The organism is Bradyrhizobium sp. MI1.7, assembly GCF_055811795.1.
Map to the genome: position 1 here is coordinate 41,348 of NZ_JBVVPO010000026.1, position 21,126 is coordinate 62,473.

Below are 21,126 nucleotides of genomic sequence, written 5' to 3' on the forward strand. Positions count from 1 at the left end.
GAGGATATCGGACGACGAAGTTCCATGCGTGAGAACGGCTCATCGTTTCATCAAACGCTGCGCATTCGAACCCCTGCCCGACATGGGAATTAACGTCGGAACATGCCCCAGATCGGCGGAAATCTAGGAGACGACATGCCAAAACCGGTCAAACTGGAAGTATCGAGGCGGCGCCTTCTGGCTGCCGGCACAGCGACGGCGATGGTCGGGGTCGTCCCCGGCGCACAGGCGCAATCGCAACCCTCGAGTCAAAAGCGCTCGCAGCGTCCGACCGGCGTATCGTTCGAGGTGAACGGAAAGCCGCGCAGCCTTCAAGTCGACAACCGCACGACGCTTCTCGATGCCCTGCGGGAGAATCTCAGCCTGACCGGCACCAAGAAGGGATGCGACCACGGTCAGTGCGGGGCCTGCACGGTGATCGTGAATGGAACGCGCATCAATTCGTGTCTCACGCTCGCCGTCATGCACGAAGGCGACAGGATCACCACGGTCGAGGGATTGGGCCAGCCCGAGCGGCTTCATCCCATGCAGGCGTCCTTCATCAAACATGACGGCTATCAGTGCGGTTATTGCACGCCTGGGCAGATCTGCTCGGCGGTGGCGGTGCTCGACGAGATCAAGGCGGGGATCCCGAGCCATGTCAGCGCCGACCTGACCGCTTCACCTCACTTGACGAATATCGAGCTGCGCGAACGCATGAGCGGCAACATCTGCCGCTGCGGCGCCTACTCCAACATCGCCGAGGCCATCGCCGAGGTTGCGGGGAGCAGCACATGAAGGAATTCACTTACGAACGCGCCGCATCGGCCCAAGAAGCCGCGGCCAAGGCGAAGGAAACGCCAGGCGCGAAATTCATCGCCGGCGGCACCAACCTCCTCGACCTGATGAAACTTGAGATCGAGACGCCGCGACATCTCATCGACGTCAACGGGCTCGGCCTTGACAAGATCGAGAATACCCAGGACGGCGGGCTCCGCATCGGCGCGTTGGTCAGAAACACTGCGCTTGCCGCCGACCTGCGCGTCCGGAAAGATTACGGCGTGCTCAGCCGCGCGCTCCTCGCCGGCGCCTCCGGCCAGCTCCGCAACAAGGCGACGACGGCCGGCAATCTGCTCCAGCGCACGCGCTGTCCCTACTTCTACGACACCAATCAGCCGTGCAACAAACGAAGCCCGGGCTCCGGCTGCGCAGCTATCGAGGGTTTCAGCCGACAATTGGGCGTGATCGGAACCAGCGAATCGTGCATCGCGACCAACCCCTCGGATATGGCCGTCGCCATGCGCGCGCTTGACGCTGAGGTGGAGACCGTCGACGACGGGGGTCGAACGCGTAAAATCCCGATCGCCGAATTCCACCGCCTGCCGGGAGATACCCCGCACATCGAAACGACGTTGGCCTCAGGCGAACTGATCACCGCGGTGACGCTGCCGCCCCCGATCGGCGGGACGCACGTCTACAGAAAGGTCCGTGATCGGGCGTCCTACGCGTTCGCGCTGGTCTCCGTCGCGGCAGTCCTGCAGCGCGACGGGACCGGACGTGTGGCCGTCGGCGGCGTGGCCCACAAGCCGTGGCGGGTCGAAGACGCCGAAGCCGATCTGCCCAAAGGTGCCAAGGCCTTCTCCGCACGGTTGCTCGCCGATGCGAAAACGACCAACGACAACGCGTTCAAGATACCCCTGGTCGAGCGGACGGTTGCCGCCGCTCTGAACGATGCGAGGCAGCGATGAAATTCGACAAACCCGCCGAAGCCAACCCCATCGACCGCATGCAGGTGGTGGGACGAGCACATCCCCGCATCGACGGCCCCTTGAAGACGACGGGAAGGGCGCCGTACGCCTATGAGCACCACGACGTTGTGACCAATCCGGCCTACGGGGCCATCGTCGGGTCCGCGATCGGCAAGGGCCGCATCGCCAGCATGAATCTCGCGGAGGCGGAGCGCGCGCCTGGGGTTCTGGCGGTCGTGACCGCCGAGAACGCCGGCAAGCTCGGCAAGGGCAAATTCAACACGGCCAAACTGCTCGGCGGCCCTGAGATCGATCACTATCACCAGGCAATCGCGGTGGTCGTAGCGGAGACCTTCGAGGAGGCGACGGCCGCGGCCGCGCTGATACGCGTCGAATACGCGCCCGCCGATGGCAGGTTCGATCTCGAGGAGGCGCTGAAAACTGCTCCTCTTGCAAAGGACCCCAACAGTCCCGAAAAGGATGCGCCTCCCGAAAGTCGTACCGGGGACTTCGAACAGGCCTTCGCTCAGGCACCGATGAAGCTCGACGAGCTATACACGACCCCGGACCAGAGCCACTCGATGATGGAGCCTCATGCTTCGATCGCAGCCTGGAACGGCGACAAGCTGACGGTGTGGACGTCCAACCAGATGATAGACTGGGGCAGGACGGATCTCGCAACCACGCTCGGTGTTCCTAAGGAGAACGTCCGCTTCGTATCGCCCTACATCGGGGGCGGCTTCGGCTGCAAGCTGTTCCTGCGCTCCGACGCGGTGATGGCCGCGCTGGGGGCGAAGGCGGCCGGCCGGCCGGTCAAAGTCGCGTTATCCCGGCCGTTCATTCCGAACAATACGACCCACCGCCCCGCCACGCGGCAGCGCATCCGGATCGGGGCGGGCGCGGATGGGCGCATCATTGCCATCGCGCACGAAAGCGGCTCCGGCGATCTCCCCGATGGTCAGCCGGAGACGGCGACCAATCAAACGAGACTGCTATATGCCGGCCCCAATCGTCTCACTTCGATGCGGCTCGCCGTCATGGACCTGCCGGAAGGGAATGCGATGCGCGCCCCCGGCGAGGCCCCTGGCATGATGGCGCTCGAGATCGCGATGGACGAACTGGCCGAGAGGCTGAGCCTGGATCCGGTCGAGCTGCGCGTGCGCAACGACACCCAGGTTGACCCCGAGAAGCCGGACCGTCCTTTCTCCCAGCGCAACCTGGTGCGTTGTTTGCGCGAGGGTGCCGAACGTTTCGGTTGGACGCGCCGGAGCGCGACTCCGGGAGCCGTGCGGGACGGACACTGGCTCGTCGGCATGGGCACCGCGGCCGCCTTTCGAAACAATCTGCTGGTTCCTTCGGGCGCGCGCGTCAGGCTGGGGAGAGATGGGCTCGTCATCGTCGAAACCGATATGACCGACATCGGCACCGGCAGCTATACGATCATCGCACAGACCGCCGCCGAGATGATGGGCGTCGACATCGGAAAAGTCGTGGTTCGCCTGGGCGATTCCGCCTTCCCCGTCTCGTCCGGATCCGGAGGGCAGTTCGGCGCGAACTGTTCGACATCGGGCGTCTACGCGGCCTGCGTAAAGCTTCGGGAAGCCGTTGCGCAGCGACTCGGCTTCAACTCGGCGGAGGCGACGTTCTCGGACGGCCAGGTGATGAGTGGAAACCGTTCCGCGAAGCTTGCCGACGCCGTCCGCGAAGGCGAACTCGTCGCCGAGGACAAGATCGAATGGGGAGGCCTGGACAAGAGCTACCAACAATCCACGTTCGGAGCCCACTTCGTGGAAGCCGCCGTTGACAGCTTCACCGGTGAGGTCCGGATCCGCCGCATGCTGGCCGTGTGCGCGGCCGGCCGCATCCTCAATCCCACGACCGCGCGGAGCCAAGTAATCGGAGCCATGACGATGGGCGCGGGAGCCGCGTTGATGGAGGAGCTCGCGGTCGACAAGCGACGCGGTTTCTTCGTCAATCACGACCTTGCCGGCTATGAGGTGCCCGTCCATGCCGACATTCCACATCAGGAAGTGATCTTCCTCGAAGAGGCCGACGACAAGGTCTCGCCGATGAAGGCGAAGGGCGTGGCCGAGCTCGGCATATGCGGGGTCGCGGCGGCCGTCGCCAATGCCGTCTACAATGCGACGGGCGTGCGCGTGCGTAATTATCCCATCACTTTGGACAAACACCTCGACAGGTTACCGGAGGTCTCTTGACCGGGCACTGCGGAGGCTTCCTCCGAAGCGACCACAATAGGCGAGGCATGTCCGCGGCATCATAGTGGCCACGGCTGCAGGCCTCGCCGCGCTCGCCGCAAGGAGAGTCGGTGCGGAGCTGTCGATCGCGAAGCAGAGGAATGAGGACATGGACATCGACATCAAGCGAAGCGGATCGCGGCCTTCCACCAAGGGGTCGGCTGAGTGGTTTACCGGAGCGGTGCGTGTGGATCCGCTTTTCCAGGCGCCCGACCCTGCGCGGGTGGGCGGCGCTCATGTGACGTTCGAGCCGGGCGCTCGCACGGCGTGGCACACGCATCCGCTCGGCCAGACACTGATCATCACCTCCGGCTTTGGATGGGTGCAGAGGAACGGAGGACCTATCGAAGAAGTGCGCCCCGGCGACGTGGTTTGGTTTCCGCCCGGCCTGAAGCACTGGCACGGCGCTTCGCCGACAACGGCGATGACCCATATCGCAATCCAGGAATCCCTGAACGGAAGTCCGGTGACCTGGATGGAAAAGGTGAGCGACGAGCAGTATCGCAAGTGATTGGACAGGCTGGGCAGTGCTAATCTTCAGATGGTTTGTCCAGCCAGCAGCAGCCGATCGTCCCGGAGCGCTGAGCTGGAACGGCTTGTGGTTAAGCTGCAACGCTGCGCAGGCCTGAGCCCCTTCGCTCAGGAAGACGGCGTGCTCTTCTTCGAGATTGAAGAGGAGCGAGTCGAAATGCCTATTCGCAGCGGTTGAGATCTGAGGATTTCGCGTATGTCGGTCATGCGCCTCGTCTACCCAACCATATCTTCCTTGACGCCGCGGGCGACGATCCGGAGCGCCCCGTCCGGAAGCGGCCGCTGCAGCTTCAAGGCTTCCGCCGCGGGCGCGGTCATCCAAGTCTCGACCTCTTCGGGCGTTGTCAGGATCGCGGGCATCGCCTTCGGGTGGATGGCCCCGACCTCGGCGTTCGGCTCCGTCGTGAGGAACGCGTAGAGGTCGTTGGTGGTCTCGCCCTCCTTCACCTTCCGGACCGACGTCCAGTTGGTCCAGATGCCGGCGAAGCAGAGAAGCGGGCGGGTCTCGTCGAGCGCGAACCAGATGTCGCCGCCCTCGGCCTTGTTGAACTCGCTGAAGCTGTTGAACGGCACCACGCAGCGGTTCTCGGGGGCGAGCCACCTCGTCCAGTGTTTGCTCTTCACGTTGCGGATGTTGGTGGTTCCAGAATCCGGCTCCAGCTGGAGCAATTCCTTGAAGTCGACGGTCTTGCCCTTCCTTGCAGCTTCCCCGCCCGCTTCTTCGTCGCATCCATCAAAGCTATCGATGATGACGGCATCCGCGAGCGTGCCATCGCGAGCTCGCGGCCCTCGGCGCCCGTTCGGACGATCGGCGCCCTGTAGTCCGGAAACACGCCGGGCATCGGCGCGAGGTTACCGACGTACCGGTTGACGACCCGGAACAGCGCGGCGATGGCGGCCTGGTTCGTGGTGATCGAATACAAGTTGCACAAGGTGGTCAGGTCTCCGGATCCGGATGCCGGGCCCGCTGCGCGAGCTGCAGCAGGGTCGCCGGCGGGCGCTTGCCGGCTTTGGCGCACTTCCGGCACCGCAAGCGGCTGGCCAAGTCGTGCACGAAAGTCGTCGATGGGTGGGTAAGCGCCGCCAGATCGACGTCGCGGGCGGCCTTGCAGCGTGAGCACTCGATCTGGAGCCAGCCATAGCCGCCGTTGATCGCCTGGTCGATCGTGGGCGACGGGTCGATCGGCTCGCCTACTGACCACATGCGTTCGTTCCAGCTTTCCGCGAGCAGCTTGTCCGCCGTCCGGATCAGGGCCTCGCCTTTGGCCCGGGCCTCGGCGGACTGCGCGGCCAGAATCGTCGTCATCGCTCGGGCCTTGCCAAGCTCCTTTGCGAGCGCCTTGCGATCGCCTCCGGACAGGGGCGTCGGGTGGTGCTTCGGCGCCATCGCCCGGTCTCTCCGGAGCGTCAGGTTTCGTACGACGGCCAGCACCCGTCTTCCTCATGGCGCCCGGTCCGCTGCGTGCACGTGTTGTTCAGCAGGCGCTGGCCGACATCCCGCCAGATGGCGTCGGGACCGTACAGCCTGACGGCATCGACCTTTTGGATTTCGACGGCCCGCCCGCAGCGGCGGCAGTTGACCCTAAGAATATGCTGAGGAATTTGGCTCAGCCGCAGCGCCGCTCCGGAGCCGCTTGGTCGCGCCTCGGCGCCCGAATCGTCCAATAGCGCCCGCCAGTACTCGACTGGAAGGTCGTCTGCCGGTCCTAGGGCGGGCGCTGGCGGGGGTTTTTGATCGCCGCTGAGGTTGGATGCGAGTTTTTGGATTTGCTTCATGGTGGGAAAGCGCCAGCTGGCAGGGCGGTCGGTCATGAGGCATTAGAACATAACAAGAACATTTGAGTCGAGTCGCAAATCGCGGGAAGCCGCGGGGGTGGTGGCTGGCCACCGGCGGAAGTCGGCTTCGGCGGTTGATTCCCGGGCACCGGCGTTGCATCAGTCCGAGGCCCACTTGCTTCAACCGGAGCTCCATGAACTGCACAGTTGGCATCATCTCGGATACGCACGGCCTGCTCAGGCCGGAGGCGCTGCGCGCGCTGGCCCATGTCGACCACATCATTCATGGCGGCGACATTGGCGATCCCGAGATCATTACCGCGCTGCGGAGAATTGCTCCCGTCACGGCGATCAGAGGCAACGTGGATACGGGCGCGTGGGCCACCGAATTTGCCGAAACCGAGTTCGTGCGGCTCGCGGGACGGCTGTTCTACGTTCTCCACGATCTCAACGCCATTAAGATCGATCCCGTAGCTGAGGGCGTCGATGTCGTAGTTTCCGGGCACTCCCACGTGCCGAAGGTGAACACCGTCGACGGCGTGCTCTACGTAAATTCTGGCAGTGCCGGGCGCCGGCGCTTCAGGCTACCGATCACGCTTGCGAGCCTGGAAGTCACGCTCGACGGACTGAAACCGATTATCCACGATCTTGAAGTCGGATAGGGGGCGGACAACTCAGCATCGACGTCTGTCAATCACCCGACTTTCTGTCGAGGCTCGATCCCATCTTCGAGAAGCGGCATATCGAGGCTTGCAATCTCTGGCATGGCCTTGCCGGCGATGGCCTGTAAGTCGCCGACCATACCGACGGTCGAGTCGATCACCGAGAAGATTTGGGTTTCGCGCTTGGCCCACTGGCGGACCATGAACTTGCGCTCGCTATCGAGGTCCTTGCGCATGTCGTTAAACTTCTCGACGACCGCTTCCACGCGCTGCCTGAACTTGGTGCCGGTCAGGTAGTGGTAGACCTGCTCCATTTTGGTTTGCTGACCCTGCTGGACCAAGCGGGAGTTGCTGACGTCAATCAACGCCTGGCGAAGCGCGACCGCAACTGGCAGCGCGCAGCGCGGATGAGCCACCCAAATGCCGTCCATCAGATCAAATTGCTCGATCTGCTTGGGTAGGGCATGTGAGATGATGAGGGCTACATCGGCGCCGGAGCGGCGTTGATCGTCGCGCAACTTGGCGAGCCATCCATCACTCCAGGCCTTCGTTCGCTTGGTTTCCCAAAGGATGATGCCGGCGGGCTGGCCGACCGCGCCATTGACCTGCTGGATGACGTCGGCACCGAGCTCGCCTTTAGCGACAGGTTCGATCGAGTCGGTCGGGAATCGTCCGCGCAACAGCTCCTCGAGCTCCAGCTCGAACACTTCGCCTTGGGACTGCTGCGAGCCTTGCTCGGCCTTGCGCTTGAGCTCCTCGATCGTCCGCGCCATCGACTCGATAGTCTGATCCTTCTCAGCTACCCGCAACCGCGAGGCTTCATCGGCCTCCTGGCGTGCCTTCGTATGGATCTGCTCAACGGAGGCCTGCACCCGCTTTTCAACAGTAAGGTCTAGCTCGCGCTTCTCGTCGTCAAGCGCACGCTGTTTGCGCATCAAATCGGCCTGTTGCTGCTGCGCCTCCGCGAGCTTGGTGTTGTTGGCAGCCAAAGCCTGCCGCAGCTCGGTCGCTTCGTTAGCCTTGGCCTGCAGCTCGGCCGCGGCCGCCTCGCGCGCCTTCTTGCCTTCGGTAACGACCAGCTGGCTCCGCTCGGCTGCAAGCCGCTGCTTGACCTGGTCTTCGATCGCCTCACGGTCCTTCAGGACCTGCTCACGCTCCTGCCGCAGGGCCTCGGTCCTTCGGGTAACTTCCGCATCCTTAGCCGCCAGCTGTTCCTGGAACCGCTGCCGGGTTTCCGCAAGGAGAGGAGCCGCCAATGACTCAGTCAGTCGAATTTCATGGTTACAGTTGGGGCACTGAAGGGTGGGCTCATGCGCGGCGCCGGCCGCGGTTGCTTTGAAGCTCATGAGTCCTCCCTCTGGTTCCTAGCGCTACGCTGCCGGAATAAACGTGATCCGGCCAGCTTCGCCCCGTTGGCGATCCGGCTTTACCGTGATTTTCACAGTTGGTCGAAAGTTGTGAGCATGCGAACCAGCTTTTCCACTGAAACCAGCTTGAACTGCCCCCGGACAGCTTGGAGGAGGTCCGGCTGCTTCATCTCGACCAGCTTCGGTCTCGGTCTGCGTGATCTCGTTGGGCAGCAATCGTCTGATCAAACGAAATACGCGTTCCACGGTCGCCGGAGCTCATCGACATGATCATGCTCCCGCGAAAATTTTCGCGACAACGTCTTGAGAGTTTTTTCCGTTACCCGCTCAGCGAAATCTTTCTGCGCGGTTGTGAAGACATGATATTCTTTCGCCGGCAATGTTTTGTCTTTGAGATTTTGAATGTGAACCCGGTTGCGGAGGAGTCGCAGCTTATCGAGGTCTGCATATAAGGTGCTGTCAGCAGCGTCGAAAAGGTCATGCGTTTTCGCTGCATTGATGTATTTGCCAAAGTCATCGAGCTTTTTGAGGTCCCGTATTTCTTTGGCCGCCGATGTCGTGATATTTTTGACGCCTTCTATGGTGAAAGTTCTGATCCTCGTATGCAGATCATGCAGGCTGGCCTCGACGATTGAACCTAGAGCGACCACGATTGGTTTGCAAAGCAAGCGCCTCGTTGCGGCATTGCCTGCGTTGAACTGCTCGTACTGCAGCGCCAGGATTCTAAGATTTTGAACGATGTTGTCTCCAATAACAAAATCGCCGATGAATCTGCTTTGGATGATGACCATGCTGAACCGCCCCCGCGGCACAAATTCCACAATTGATATTATGAACAATGGCAATGAGTTAATATTACAGACAGTGCTTTACCCCATAGGCAATGCCACGGTCATACATCGAATCGATACTTGCGGCCGCGCAGGTCGAACGCTTCGCGGCCACCTTCCATGATCGATGTGATCGTGCTGCTGACGGCCGGCGTTTCGATCGCGCCGTCGCAATCGAGCTGTACACGAGGCGAGTTGTTGTTCGGGTTCGACGATGGCTCGGGCGATTTGAGCGCAATGATCTTATCGGCGTCCCCGTTTACGACGATGTTCGCATTGTGTGTAGTGAATACGAGCTGTCGCGTGGACTTCGACGTCCGCAAAAGCTCGACAATCCGCATGATGACACGGTTGTCCAAGTCATCTTCAGGCTGGTCTATGATTAACGTTCCGGCCGACTGCTTCAGCAGTAGCTCCAATAGTGCAGAGGCCTGCTGACCGGGTGACGCCATTCGAAAATCAATCGGTCTATTGTCGTCCAGATACGACATGTTAATGGCATCTGCCGGAACCGCTGCGACGATGGCAGCGACCGTCGTATCCGTAAGGTTCTGATAGATGCGCTTGCGTTGACGCTCGGTAAGCTGCCGCGTTCCATTGAAGATAACGGCCTGCAGTGCACTGAGTAGGCCGTCACTTGCGTCAGGCGGTGATCCGGCCATGATCTTGGCCTCATATAGCGCGACGAACTGCTGGAGGAGCTTGGCCCATCCCTCGGTCTCGTCCGCCTCAAGGGTCGATTTGACCCAGTCCGTGCAGCTCTCCTCGACCAATTGCGTGCCCGACGCTTCAAAAAGCTTATGCAAGGCAAGGCGGTACTGTAGCGGCAGACGATCTCTGCGGACCCGCGCTTTGAGCAAATTGCTGGACTTCCCCGCGACGGCGTCGGCTGCTGACTTTAAGATCGCGTACCGCTGGCTCACCAAGTTGTCTAGATGTGCGACCGCATCCGTATAGCTCTTCTCCGCGTTAGCTTGTGTCAGCTCCGCACTCCGGGCGCGGGCTCGAGCAGCTTCAGCAGTCTGCAACTCCCCGTTAAGCCGTGCGACCTCGTCTATCAGGTTGCTGTGTTTGCCTTGCGCCTCGACCGCAGCGGTATAAACTAGAGCGAACGCGTCCCGCTTGATCGCAAACGCATCTTTCGCGATATGTTGCTTTCCCAAAAGCAAGTCCAGCATACTTTTGGCAGACTCAATCGACGTTTTGACGGCTCCCTTTGCCACCACCAGGTCGCGTGCCAGCTCGGCAACCTCATTGAAATCAGCGGCACCTTCATAGGCCACCAGGTCGACGGTCAACGTCGCGTTTTCAAGACGATCCAGGGCGGCCTTAGCGTTTTCCGCCTGGTCTCCTACGGCCGAGATAAATTCGTTGGCCCTACCGTACTTCGGTCCCTCTTCGATAGTCGCCAGTGCTTCTGGGGAAAGGCCCTCCTCTTCGAGGCGCTTGGTAAGTGCCGCGATACGCTCTCGAAGATCCTCGACCTTTTCTGCGGTCTGCTTGCAATCAAACCGTGACTGCCAAAGCGCTGCTAGGTTATTGAGAGCCGTGCCCACGCTGCGCTGGGCGGTTTCGATGGCTCTTTTGACGTCCCTTTCTCGATCAACCTCTTCAGCGGCAGCAATGCCGGTTATTTGCTCGGACGCTGTGGCCGGGTCGTTCATTGTGCTCGAGAGGCCCTTCTGCCGGAACGCGCGCGACCTGAACCGCTCGCGGGCGCCGCTTGCAGTCAGCTCAACCGTCCGACCAGCGGCGCTGACCGTTATCATTTCGCGATTTGCAATGATCCTTCTCCAGGTCTCCCTAACGCCTTCTCTCTCCAATACGACCTCCACAAAGCCGTCGCTCGCCAAGGTTTCGTTGATGAGCTTGGCTTCGCGGTCGAACTCCGGGTCGATTTTGGCGTCGAAGTCTTTGTCTGTGCGTCCCAGGCCGAAGCGTAGGTACTCGAGCAGCGCGCTCTTCCCCGAACCTCGCCCGCCGATGATGGCGTTGAAGCCGTCATTGAAGGTAATCCTCACCGGCGCTGGCCCAGTTAGGGTGCTTTTCACGCGCAACTCAACCAGATGTTCCGTCGGTGATGTTGGCGGCTCGAAGGCGATCCGCGCCTCGTCGGCCAAGAGCGCCTGACGAAATGCCTCGATCGAATGCTCCCCAAGCTTGATCCAACAATTGTGGACCCCAAGCCGACTCCAGTCAGCGTTCCTATTGTCACCGGTGGCCAATATTGCGCGCCGTCGCTTGCCCCAATCGGGTATTTTGCCCCGTACCTTTTCCAACGTTGTTGCGTCGACCGAGTCATAAGCTCGCTCAATGTAGACGCCGTCGATCGGCAGGTTCGCAAACCGAGGGTGATGACCAACCTCGTTCAGGCTCTTGTGGTCCTCTTCTTTGCTGAAATGGGGCAGGACAACGCTGGCATCCCGCAAATGCCGCTCTGCTTGCAAGGCGTGCACGAATTCGGCGACCGTCTCTCGCGCCGGCAGAATGGCGCAGGTCTTCGGGTCCGCAGCCGCTGCGACGAGGATGTCTCCGGCCGCACCAAGCGCAAGCTTCTGAGTGTCGGCAGTCGCCTTTGGATCAAAGACGACAAGGCATTGGGCGTTGTCCGAGCAGGTTATTTCGACAGCCGGGAAGACCCGTACACCAGAATTCAACCGCTTCGCCGCGTCTAGGACGTAGGCAGACAAGCATATATCATGGTGGTCCGAAATCGCGACGGCCTGGAGCTTCGCGGCTTCGGCCGCTGCAATAAAGTTTTCAGCCCATTGCTGGCGTGCCAGCTCACCTGCCTCATCCCCACCCGATAGATCGGCGGAGCCCACCCAATTGCGGTCACGCGGCGTATGGCATTGAAAGTCACATTTGTGCCAGGTCGTCCCTGGATGAAGTCCCACCTCGAAGTTCATCTCCCCCGCCCCTTGTTTGGCGAGCATACTTCCCTAGGTTGCACGGCCGCGCAATAGCACACCACGGAGGCACGTGCCCGACTTAGGTAGGCCCCCGAACGACGGCGCCGAACAGATCTTCGCCAAGCTCGGCAAGTTAACCCAGAAGATCGCCGGCGAGATCGTGGCCGCGCCCGCCGCGAAGTCGATCAGGTTAGATCCTTCTCCGCGGCGATGAATTCAATGGTCTCGCGAACCGTGTCACCCTGAAGCGGATGGAACGCGTCGCCGGAATAGCCGGGCGGCCGGAAACTTGCGAGGCGCCCTTCGACGAAGCTGGCAGCTTCTTCGACGTTCATCTCCGGCAGCGAAATCTTCGGACGAGGACCGATCAGGGTCCTTAGCTCGGCAGGCAGCAGATCGACGGCCGTCTTTTCCAATCTGGTCGCAGCAGCGAGTACGACGGATAGGTTCGTCGGATTCTGACTGAACAAAGAACGGAGGTTCGACAGCACCGGCCAACGGTTCTTCTCGGCGAGCGTGCCGATCCGCTGAAACTCGTCGAACAACAGGACGACCCTTAGCCCGTGCCGGCCCAGACTTCCCAGCAGCTCGCCCAACAAATCCGCCGCGCGGACATCGCTGTCTATCCGCGTCTGAAGACCGACAACGGTCTTCAGATCCCGCAGGTTAACTGATCCGGCGAAAAGCCATTCCTGAGCAAGCCCGCGTTCATGGTCGTTGCCGTGCTGTATCACCCGGGCGGCGCGTTTGAGCTGCGAGGAGTTCGGCAGTTCGCTATCGTTGTTGACGACCTGCGCGATCCGGATCCAGGGCAGACGGGGCATGATCCGCTGGTAGAGATCCAGAAAGCTCCTCATTCGCTCCGGCACCTCGACGAAGACCGGTATCGACGAAGGGGCTTGTTGTTGCACCGAATGGGCGATGTAGAAGAGCACGTGCGACTTGCCGCTGCCGAAGGCTCCTTCCTGAGCAGACCGAGATCCACCAGATTCTCCAGCCGGGCCGCGATCCGGTGCCATGCCGTCGATGCGATCTGATCGTCTCCCTCCCTCTTCGGCTTCACCTCGCGCCAAAGGGAGAAGAGATCTTGCCGGCGGCCCTGCGACAGATCGCGGGAGGCCTCCGCCCTCTCTGAGAGGAGCGTGACGGCCCTGACGTAGAGCCGCATCGCCGACTGCTTGCGCAAGGGATCGGTCTCGAGGGCGAGAAGTTCGACGAGTGTCGCGAACATGTCGAAATCTTCCCGAACGATCAGGAAGCCGAAGATCAGCCGTTCTTGGCCGAAGACGTAAGGGTTGGCGTTCGGCGTTCCAATGACGTCGAAAAACTTTCCGATCAACTGCCCAAAGTTCGTCAGAGCCCCTGCATCGTTGAACAGACCCAGGAAACCTCCCCAGTCGAACAGGTGCGACAGTCCCGTCTTGGAGCCCCGCTTGCCCCCGAAGGATATCGCGCCGACCTTCGAAGGCACGTCGGGATCGGCCAGGCTAACGTCCTGCCACTGTCCCATCACCACCCCGTCGTCCGACGCCACCGTCTCGCCCGCCTTGCCGGGATCGATGACTCGGAGAGCCGGATAGCGGTATTCGGTCTCCTTATCAGGTCCGCCCTTCCTGTTCGCCTCCACTGGGCTCAGACCCTTGACCCTGAGATAGCGAGCGAACGCGGGCTTCAGTTCATCCTGCACCGGCACAAGCTCGCAGAACTTTGAGGTCACGGCCCGCTCGAACCTGAACGCGGATCCTCCGTCCGTCGTGGCGATGCGACAGATCGCGGATAGATGACCGGGCCGCAGCATGAATTCGTCGAGGCCAGCGAGCGCCCGTCCTTCAAGGGGTATCAAGCTTCGTACCCCCCGTGCGCCGAGACGCGCGGTCGGACGGCGGCGACGCAGACGCGCGGAAGCGTTGGAGCGTTTCCGCACGAGAACGTCACGATGCCCGGCGTCAGTGATCGGAGCAACGCGTCCACCCCCGCCCTCTCGCCATCTACCCGTGCTTCTGACGGCGGCGGCGACCGCAAATTTTCCAGCGCCACCGCCGCGTCCTTCGGCGCCGTGAGCTGGTGAACGATCAGCGTCTCGACCTGGGAGGTCAGTCTGCTGTCGAGCGCGCTCGGCTGCTGGGTGGCGAGCGCGAGTGAGAGTCCGTAGTTTCTTCCTTCCTTCGCGTACTTGATGAAGGCGTCCCGGGCGATCGAACCCCGGTCAGAGCCGGCGAGCACGTGCGCCTCATCCAGGAGCACCCAGGTCCGGGGTATGTTCGAAGAAATCGTCGCCTTGAGCTCCTGCGTCTCCTCAGCGCTCAGTTCGGGCTGCAGATCGAGCCGCTTCTGCGCGAAGGAGGCGTCGCGGCGCTGCCTCAGAATACGCCTCAGGAGCACGGATACCACGACGTTCTTGAGGTCGTCCTGCGCCCGTCCCAGCATGAGCACGCTAACGCGAAACGGCTGAAGCAGCGCGGACAGATCAGTAGGCGTTCCCTGGAAGAGTGGGAGATCGCGAAAGGTCTCCAGGCGCTGGCGGACGGCACGGACGGTATTGTCGCTGTAATTCACCGAGAAGGAGGGATCGCCGCCTAGGCAATTCAAGAGAGCGTCGAAGTCAAACGTCAGCGAAGCCGACACCGAGCCGCCGGAGCGGTCGTTGTATCCATAGATCGACACGCGCCCAATGAGGTCGGTCAGCAACATTCCCCTCGGTTCGGTCAGCATATCTATGTCGAAGAGCGCGCCCCAATCGCTAGTCTCGAGGTCAGAGGCGCCGATCACGAGCGAACGCACCGATGCCGGGTCGATCTCCGGTCTCTCGAAGCCCGAGGGAATCCAGACGTCGACATTGAGAGGCTGCGACTTCATTCCGCCCTTGCGCATGTTGGCGAACTGCCGGCGAAGCTCCGCGGACCCTTCGTCGACGAGCGGAATCTGGGTGCTCCAGAAAATGTCCATGATGTCGAGGACCAGCGCGGCCCGAGGCGTATGCATGGTCGCGATCGCCGTATCGCCCATTCCCGCAGCCAGCCCTTCCGCGATGACGCCCAGCGAATAGGACTTGCCGGTTCCTCGCTTTCCGAAGATCGCGACGACCTGCTCGCCTGTGATGTCCAGCCAGAGCTTTCTGCGCGGTCCGGTCTCCGCCAACGTCCCCAGCAGCACCTTGTCCTTGCCACGACACGACGGATCCCCGGCGACGATATCGCCGGGGGTTTTGGAAATCGGGGGTTCGAGGCCGAACGATGTCATCTTACATTCTCGCCTTACGGAGGGAATCCGGGCCGATCAGCTTAAGATCATCCTTCATCGCTCTAAAACCCACGTCGTCGAGCTTGTCGCAGATCTCGCGCGGTTTGGCCTGCTCCTGGTTGATGTTCCAATATTCGAGAAATTCCCGCCATCCGTCGTCGGTGAAGGGATATCTGTCCCAGACGTAATCCGCCGAAGCGATCTCGCCGGCGGCGACGGCCGCTTCGACTGCGGACTTATCAACGAACGCCTCGCGCAGCTTTGCCAGGAAGGTTGTGACGTCGGTGGGATCTAGGTTCTTCAATTCGATGAGATTGTTCGAACCGAGCCGGCTCGTTATCTGCGCGTCGTTGATCACCGTCGGTATGTTCCTCTGTTCGCCTGGATGAGGTCGGCGAAGGCGCTCAGCACGCCCTCGGTAATTATCGTGATCGACATCTGCCAAGCGTTTCCCCCACTTGCAGCTTTTCAGCTTTGTCGCGCAAGTTGCATGTTTTCCTCCGCCCTTCGCAATTCCGTAAACTCGGGATGCAGCAAGGATTCGTCCGTTCACCGCGGCGCGCGGGCACGACGAAAAGCGACGTGGGCGAAGCGTGACGTTTCTCTAGACAATTTACGGACCCTTATGGCTCGTACGGCCGGCGACCGCGTGCGGTCTGCCAACCCATCGAGCGCGAATAGACATCAGGACATGACTGAAGCTCGCGGCCGGGCGTCGGCCGGACGCGTCCCGACTCCCCCTTGCTGGAACTTGGGGAGCGAACAGCACGGTCCGCCAATTTCAAGTCGAACAATTCGCTCGGATGTGGCAAAAAGGGGCGGAGAGTGCTCCACCACAGTGCTCCACCACAGAAAGCCGACGGTTCGATAAGCGCCTGATTTTGAAGGACTTCTGCGCTGCTAAAAATCAGTGGCGGAGAGGGAGGGATTCGAACCCCCGTTAACCCGCCACACTTTCGCAAATCGCAGCCCGCACGCCGGCTCTCCGCGCCCGATGTTGATCGTTCACGGCGAGAATTGATCCGCGACCGTTGAGGATGTATCAATGAGACATCCCTCGCCTCGAAACATCGGTCGGCCAAGTCTGGAAAATCAAAGGGTTACGCTGGAATTGGTAGCGGGAGAGGGACTCGAGCCCCCGACCCCAGGATTATGATTCCTGCGCTCGCCTATCTCGTCCTTTCATCGCCTCGCGTATCGTCGCGCCGGTCTGCAACGACGCCCTGCTCTGCGCCCACGCTCCGGATTTTCGCAAGCTCCGACAGCTCGCTTTTCAACGTATGCCGGCGGGTTTCGACTGCGGGCATATCCTTGACGAATTGCCGAACCTGGCGAGCCAACTCGCGATCTGCTGCCGCTCCAGAACGCTGCAGCTCCGCGGCATAGTCTAGATATCGCCGCCGAATGGCGTCCTGACGTGATTCAATCTTTTCCTCCCAGGGATGTTTGGCGGTTCTGCCGCCCCTCACCTCCGAAAGCACCTCCTTACGGGCGAGCCGATCGACATCGGGCGTGATCTTTCGCTTGCGTAAACCAAGCACCGCTCCGCGATCGGCCTTTCGAACCCGTCCGCGGGTTCGCCTCGGCGTTGCCTCCGCCGCGATCCCGCGCAGCCGGAGCTCGCCGGCAAACCGTTCTCGCCAGGCCTGAAGATCCGCTTTGCGGGGGCTGAGGCGTTTGCCGTCATGGCCCAAAGACCGAACGGTCAAGTGCACGTGGGGATGCTTGTCATCGAGGTGCTGGACGAAGACGTAGTCGTGGTTGTCCCCGAACGTCTCGATGGCAAATGCCCGAGCTGAATCCTTAACCGCAATGGCATCGGTACCAGCCGGCATCGATAGAATGATGTTGATCGAAAGCAATCCATCACGGCGGCGCTCGTCGAGGCCGGCATCATCCTCCCAGCGTTGCTGCAGATCTTTCAATCCGGAACGACCCGCCAGCGTCGCGCCCTGCTCAGTTTCCGCATCGAGCTCGCCGTTTCGCGTGATGTAGGCCAGGTGCGATTTGAGATGCGCCACGTCCTTGGTACGACCGGTGATCTTGACCATCACCTCGGGCGCTCGGCGCACGATGCGTTCGAGCTTTGCACGCATCGCCGGCGTAAGACGGCCTGGAGCGGCCGGATCGGGGATATCCCACTCGGCCCGCCGTGGGCGCCGATTGGGCGTTTCCCAAACATACGAGATCGGCGGAAGTTCGGAGTCCAGGTCGGCTGGCCGCAGCGAGCGACGGCTCATCGCGGTCCATCCCAATAATCCGCGTTGCCGTGCAGCGCACTACGCAATTGCGCGAGCTCTCTTTCGATGACCAATTTGGCTTCTTGAATTACCGACAAATCGGGCTCAACCGCCCTGCCCTGTAGCACACTGGTGTTTGCGGCCCGCGCGATCTGGTTGATGTTTCCGCCGATCCGATTGAGCTCGCGAACGATCGCGCGAAGCGCGTCATGCTCGTGCGGGGAATGCTGCACCGGCGACCCCAATCGCGAGCGCACCAGCGCGACGATCCAGCCGGTTCGGGTCATGCCGCGCTGATGTGAGACCTCCGCCAGCTGCCGCATCTCGCTCTCGCGAAATCGCACCGTCACCTTTTCCGGCCGTCCGACCGGCAACGCCAAGATGCGCGGCGCTGGTGCAGCTAGTGCATCAGCAATGAGACGCCGCAGCAGCGCAGACTTACCGCCCTGGGTAGCTGCAAAAGCTGAGAATTCTGCAGCGACTTCGTCGGAGACACGAAGCGAGATCAGAGCCATGCACTCCAATCCCAATCGCGATGTAATACATCGCTGGCGCGAAGCCTATCCTGCACTAGAAAGTGCGAATCCTTCCCCCTCCATGTTGGTTCAAACCAACGGGATCGGCAGTCAAATCTCGGGGGGTGCTGGACGTGAGATCCAACACGGTCGCCGATCGATGCGGAGAATTCCTCCGGGAATGACGAAGCCGTCGCCCCTAATCCTTGTTCTCCACGAAACCCGCGCGTCCAGATCGGCAACATTGGCATCGAGCATGTGGACCGCGGCTTTCCAGCAGCCTCCGGCCTCTCTACGGCGCTGTGGAAGGCGCGTTCGGCCTCCGGCTGCTGCGCTAACGCGCCATCCTTCGGATGGGAAATCCGCTCCGCCGGCGCACCAACTGTAGCAGCGTTTCTGCGGAGGCTGTTCAAGACAAGCTTCATGCGAACAGTATCTCTTCGATTGTAACCGTCGATGCCGGAACCTCTTCCGCCTCTTCTGTACCATCGATCAGCAGCACGGCATGGCGTGAGCCTCGAGACGCGAGTCGATCGATCAGAAGACAGCCCATGCGATCTTGGTGACGCACTCTGATCGTCAGCGATGGGCTCATTCGCGCATTCCGATCGGCCAAGGAGTTGAGAGGTTTCTCCGCGATCGCGGTTACACCGTCTCTCTCGCTGGGTCGCAATGCCACTGGCGATGCGATCGGGCTTCGTCCGGCTTGAGCTCCAGGCGGCCCTTCGCCATCAGCAGGGGAGCCGCGGACTTCGCTGCGAATTTTGCGAGCCAGCTGACGGGCGTGGGCGTCGGTGAAACTCTCCTGTGCTGCGCATAAAGTCTTGACGGCGTGGGGCTGCTCACGCCAAGCCTGATAGAGTTCGTACACAGCACGGATTGATGAGCCGGCAAGCTTCGACTGGAGGAACTCCGGCATGCTCTGGACCGACGCGTAGCGAGATACCCAGTCCCTCGGCTTGCCGAGCTTGCGCGAGATGTCGGATTGGTTGTCACCCTGCTCCAAGCGGTCCGCGACGAACGCTGCAATTTCGGGAGCATCGAGATCGTCGCGCTGAATATTCTCGATCATCTGAACATAACGATCCGCAGAACCAACGGCATGAATGAAAGCCGGGATGTCCCGGAGCCCGGCGCGCTTAGCAGCACGATACCGCCTCGCACCCACGACGATCACATACCGGCCTTCCTCGGTCGCTTGGCGCAGCACGATCGGTTGCAGCACGCCATGCTGACGGACTGATTCCGCGAGCTCCTCGAGTTTCTGTTCGTCGAAACTGCGACGAGGCTGGTCCGGATCTTCGTCAATACGATCGATGGCGATGCAAGTCGGTTGTCCGATTGTGGCGGCACCATCTTCCGCGGCATCGATGAGCTGCTTAAAGCTGAGATCAAGCGCCATGTGCCGGCTCGTCCATTTGCGCGACGATCTTGGCGAGAACCTCGCGGATTTCCCGACCAGCCTCCTGGGCAGAGCGGCGCTTCAGCTTCCAGACCGGCAGGCGTTCGGCAACGGCCTCGGCGTAGCCGTCCCTTGCAACGATCTGACCCGGGAACACATATTTGCCCGCCTCGCGCAACAGTTGCTCAAGATGGCTCCTTTGACGGGGCGATTTCGTATTGAAGTTCGAAGGCAGCAACCCGAGGAACTTGGTATCCTGGCGGCCGTAGCGCCTCTGCACGCCGATCACGGTCTGCATCAGACCTTTGACGCCCTTGATCGAATAGTCCTCCAGATAGATGGGAGCCAGCACATGCGACGCCGCCACCAAACAGCCGACACTGCGCAGTCCAAGTGATGGCGGCGTATCGATGACGCAGGCATCGAACTGATCCGACGCGATAGCGAGGTTCTCTTGCAGAGTCGTTATGGCGGCCGCACTGCTGCGATCGAGATCGGTCAGCGAGCTATCGGCCGGCGCGAGCGTTAGGGACTTGTCTTCCCGAGGTACGACACGTATCCCCGGCTTGAACAGATCCGCGGCTAACGTTGAACCGGCGTAGTGCCTCAACGTATCCGACGCATTGCTTTGCGCATCAACGTCGATCACGAGGACGCGGAGATCCGCTTCCGCCATGAACCAAGCCAGATGCACGGCAAGCGTCGTCTTGCCGACCCCGCCCTTTTGATTGTTGATGACAATGGTCTTCATCTTAAGGTCCGAAATGGATCTAACAGTGCGGGAGCCATGTCCTTGTCCATCATGTCCTGGGGGATGTTGGTTTGAACCAACAGACGATTGCGAATCCGGTCACCGGAACGATCCCGGAATTCGTACAGCGAATCCCCTGCCACAAGAGTCAGGTCAGCCCATAGCCATGGAGGGAAATTCTGGCGAAGTGAGCCGGCAATCGTGCTCGTTGCTGAGCGGTCCGCGACCGGTCGCGAGAGGATCGTCACGCGAAGGCGCGGAGACCGCTTGTGGGCTCCGGGAGCGTCGCCGCGGCGGCGCGAGTAGAGCCGTCCCCGAAGGGGCTCGCCCAAGCAGGCAAGGCTGTAAGAGCCGCAGGAACTTTGAATTAGAGCCGATCTCTTTCGGGCGGCTGTTCTGATCAAGACTGGCGCAATTGCAAGCCAGGAATTGCGACGCGCGTCCGATGGCGAAGTCTCCATCGAGGAGAGATTCAATCCGACAAATAAGACGGGGGTGCGGCATTCTCCGGCCCGATTGACCTATTGATAAAGTGAATCGATCTGCCCGGTCGATTCATAAAACTCATTGGACGGCGCTTCCCTCCGAAGCGAGAATCTGTCCGTGCCGAAACCCGAACCAGAACCGCTTCATCTGCGCCGCATCGAAGCCGCGCACAATATGCGGCGGTTCTATGCGCTATCCACCCAGCCCACCTTATTCGGAGATCCGCAATTGGGGCCGCATCGGCACGAGTGGCAAAACCATGGTGCAGACCTTCGATAGTAGTGCGGAGGCGATCGAAGCATTCGTACGGCTGGAGCGTGCGAAGCGGAGGCGCGGTTACGCTGTCATGGACGAAAAACCGCCTTAGGCTGACATTCTTTCGAGGATTACGGCTCTGCCTGTGATGGCGGCGCTATCTGGTCCACGGCCTTG

18 protein-coding genes, 1 tRNA gene and 2 pseudogenes are annotated in these 21,126 nt (G+C 61.2%); 6 read left to right on the forward strand and 15 right to left on the reverse strand.

Annotation, left to right across the window (positions count from 1 at the left end; genetic code table 11):
- The first annotated feature begins 135 nt into the window (after nt 1-135).
- The 4 genes from paoA (at nt 136) to AC0L3X_RS23110 (ending at nt 4,493) form a co-directional block, all read left to right on the forward strand.
- Nucleotides 136-777, forward strand: coding sequence for an aldehyde dehydrogenase iron-sulfur subunit PaoA (paoA, locus tag AC0L3X_RS23095; RefSeq protein WP_473316837.1), 642 nt, complete (start codon nt 136-138; stop codon nt 775-777).
- Nucleotides 774-1,727, forward strand: coding sequence for an FAD binding domain-containing protein (locus AC0L3X_RS23100; RefSeq protein ID WP_231145657.1), 954 nt, complete (start codon nt 774-776; stop codon nt 1,725-1,727). The genes paoA and AC0L3X_RS23100 overlap by 4 nt, the downstream gene beginning before the upstream one ends.
- Nucleotides 1,724-3,943 carry an aldehyde oxidoreductase molybdenum-binding subunit PaoC gene (paoC, locus tag AC0L3X_RS23105; RefSeq protein WP_473316810.1) on the forward strand — a complete coding sequence of 740 codons (2,220 nt, stop codon included), beginning with the start codon at nt 1,724-1,726 and terminating at the stop codon, nt 3,941-3,943. Before AC0L3X_RS23100 ends, paoC begins: the two co-directional genes overlap by 4 nt.
- A gap of 154 nt (nt 3,944-4,097) precedes the next feature.
- Nucleotides 4,098-4,493 (forward strand): (R)-mandelonitrile lyase, encoded by a 396-nt coding sequence (locus AC0L3X_RS23110; RefSeq protein ID WP_210168713.1) that lies wholly within the window; start codon nt 4,098-4,100, stop codon nt 4,491-4,493.
- A 236-nt stretch (nt 4,494-4,729) separates the two neighbouring features.
- On the opposite strand, the pseudogene AC0L3X_RS23115 reads toward AC0L3X_RS23110, so the two are convergent.
- The 3 genes and pseudogenes from AC0L3X_RS23115 to AC0L3X_RS23125 form a co-directional block, all read right to left on the reverse strand.
- Nucleotides 4,730-5,445: pseudogene (locus tag AC0L3X_RS23115) on the reverse strand (SOS response-associated peptidase).
- Nucleotides 5,446-5,450: 5 nt separating this feature from the next.
- Nucleotides 5,451-5,900: a hypothetical protein gene (locus AC0L3X_RS23120; RefSeq protein WP_354100339.1), complete on the reverse strand. Its 450-nt coding sequence runs from the start codon at nt 5,898-5,900 to the stop codon at nt 5,451-5,453.
- A 20-nt stretch (nt 5,901-5,920) separates the two neighbouring features.
- Nucleotides 5,921-6,325, reverse strand: a complete 405-nt coding sequence (locus AC0L3X_RS23125) for a hypothetical protein (protein WP_162479020.1) — start codon at nt 6,323-6,325, stop codon at nt 5,921-5,923.
- A 158-nt stretch (nt 6,326-6,483) separates the two neighbouring features.
- On the opposite strand from AC0L3X_RS23125, the gene AC0L3X_RS23130 reads away from it, so the two are divergent.
- Entirely contained in the window at nt 6,484-6,951 is a 468-nt protein-coding gene (locus tag AC0L3X_RS23130; protein ID WP_354100338.1) for a metallophosphoesterase family protein, read from the forward strand.
- 32 nt (nt 6,952-6,983) lie between these two features.
- On the opposite strand, the gene AC0L3X_RS23135 is transcribed toward AC0L3X_RS23130, so the two are convergent.
- From AC0L3X_RS23135 to AC0L3X_RS23190, 12 genes are all read right to left on the reverse strand, one after another.
- Nucleotides 6,984-8,297 carry a DUF2130 domain-containing protein gene (locus tag AC0L3X_RS23135; protein WP_354100337.1) on the reverse strand — a complete coding sequence of 438 codons (1,314 nt, stop codon included), beginning with the start codon at nt 8,295-8,297 and terminating at the stop codon, nt 6,984-6,986.
- 245 nt (nt 8,298-8,542) lie between these two features.
- Nucleotides 8,543-9,109, reverse strand: coding sequence for a hypothetical protein (locus AC0L3X_RS23140; RefSeq protein ID WP_354100336.1), 567 nt, complete (start codon nt 9,107-9,109; stop codon nt 8,543-8,545).
- Nucleotides 9,110-9,210: 101 nt separating this feature from the next.
- Nucleotides 9,211-12,057: a TrlF family AAA-like ATPase gene (locus tag AC0L3X_RS23145; RefSeq protein WP_473316811.1), complete on the reverse strand. Its 2,847-nt coding sequence runs from the start codon at nt 12,055-12,057 to the stop codon at nt 9,211-9,213.
- A 188-nt stretch (nt 12,058-12,245) separates the two neighbouring features.
- Nucleotides 12,246-12,917, reverse strand: coding sequence for a P-loop NTPase family protein (locus AC0L3X_RS23150; protein WP_456679814.1), 672 nt, complete (start codon nt 12,915-12,917; stop codon nt 12,246-12,248).
- Entirely contained in the window at nt 12,914-13,858 is a 945-nt protein-coding gene (locus AC0L3X_RS23155) for a hypothetical protein (protein ID WP_354100333.1), read from the reverse strand. The genes AC0L3X_RS23150 and AC0L3X_RS23155 overlap by 4 nt, the downstream gene beginning before the upstream one ends.
- Before the next feature lie 41 nt (nt 13,859-13,899).
- Nucleotides 13,900-15,300 carry an ATP-binding protein gene (locus tag AC0L3X_RS23160; protein WP_354100332.1) on the reverse strand — a complete coding sequence of 467 codons (1,401 nt, stop codon included), beginning with the start codon at nt 15,298-15,300 and terminating at the stop codon, nt 13,900-13,902.
- A gap of 1 nt (nt 15,301) precedes the next feature.
- Nucleotides 15,302-15,745 carry a hypothetical protein gene (locus tag AC0L3X_RS23165; protein ID WP_354100331.1) on the reverse strand — a complete coding sequence of 148 codons (444 nt, stop codon included), beginning with the start codon at nt 15,743-15,745 and terminating at the stop codon, nt 15,302-15,304.
- Nucleotides 15,746-16,412: 667 nt separating this feature from the next.
- A tRNA-Ser gene (locus AC0L3X_RS23170) sits at nt 16,413-16,479 on the reverse strand.
- Nucleotides 16,470-17,540, reverse strand: coding sequence for a relaxase/mobilization nuclease domain-containing protein (locus tag AC0L3X_RS23175; RefSeq protein ID WP_354100330.1), 1,071 nt, complete (start codon nt 17,538-17,540; stop codon nt 16,470-16,472). The genes AC0L3X_RS23170 and AC0L3X_RS23175 overlap by 10 nt, the downstream gene beginning before the upstream one ends.
- A complete protein-coding gene (locus tag AC0L3X_RS23180; RefSeq protein WP_028152791.1) occupies nt 17,537-18,055 on the reverse strand; it encodes a plasmid mobilization protein in 519 nt (172 codons plus the stop codon). Before AC0L3X_RS23180 ends, AC0L3X_RS23175 begins: the two co-directional genes overlap by 4 nt.
- A 421-nt stretch (nt 18,056-18,476) precedes the next feature.
- Nucleotides 18,477-19,457, reverse strand: coding sequence for a ParB/RepB/Spo0J family partition protein (locus AC0L3X_RS23185; protein WP_354100329.1), 981 nt, complete (start codon nt 19,455-19,457; stop codon nt 18,477-18,479).
- Nucleotides 19,447-20,208 carry a ParA family protein gene (locus AC0L3X_RS23190; protein WP_028152789.1) on the reverse strand — a complete coding sequence of 254 codons (762 nt, stop codon included), beginning with the start codon at nt 20,206-20,208 and terminating at the stop codon, nt 19,447-19,449. The genes AC0L3X_RS23185 and AC0L3X_RS23190 overlap by 11 nt, the downstream gene beginning before the upstream one ends.
- A 567-nt stretch (nt 20,209-20,775) precedes the next feature.
- On the opposite strand from AC0L3X_RS23190, the pseudogene AC0L3X_RS23195 reads away from it, so the two are divergent.
- Nucleotides 20,776-21,061 (forward strand): annotated as a pseudogene (locus AC0L3X_RS23195) (WGR domain-containing protein).
- The last annotated feature ends 65 nt before the right edge of the window (nt 21,062-21,126 follow it).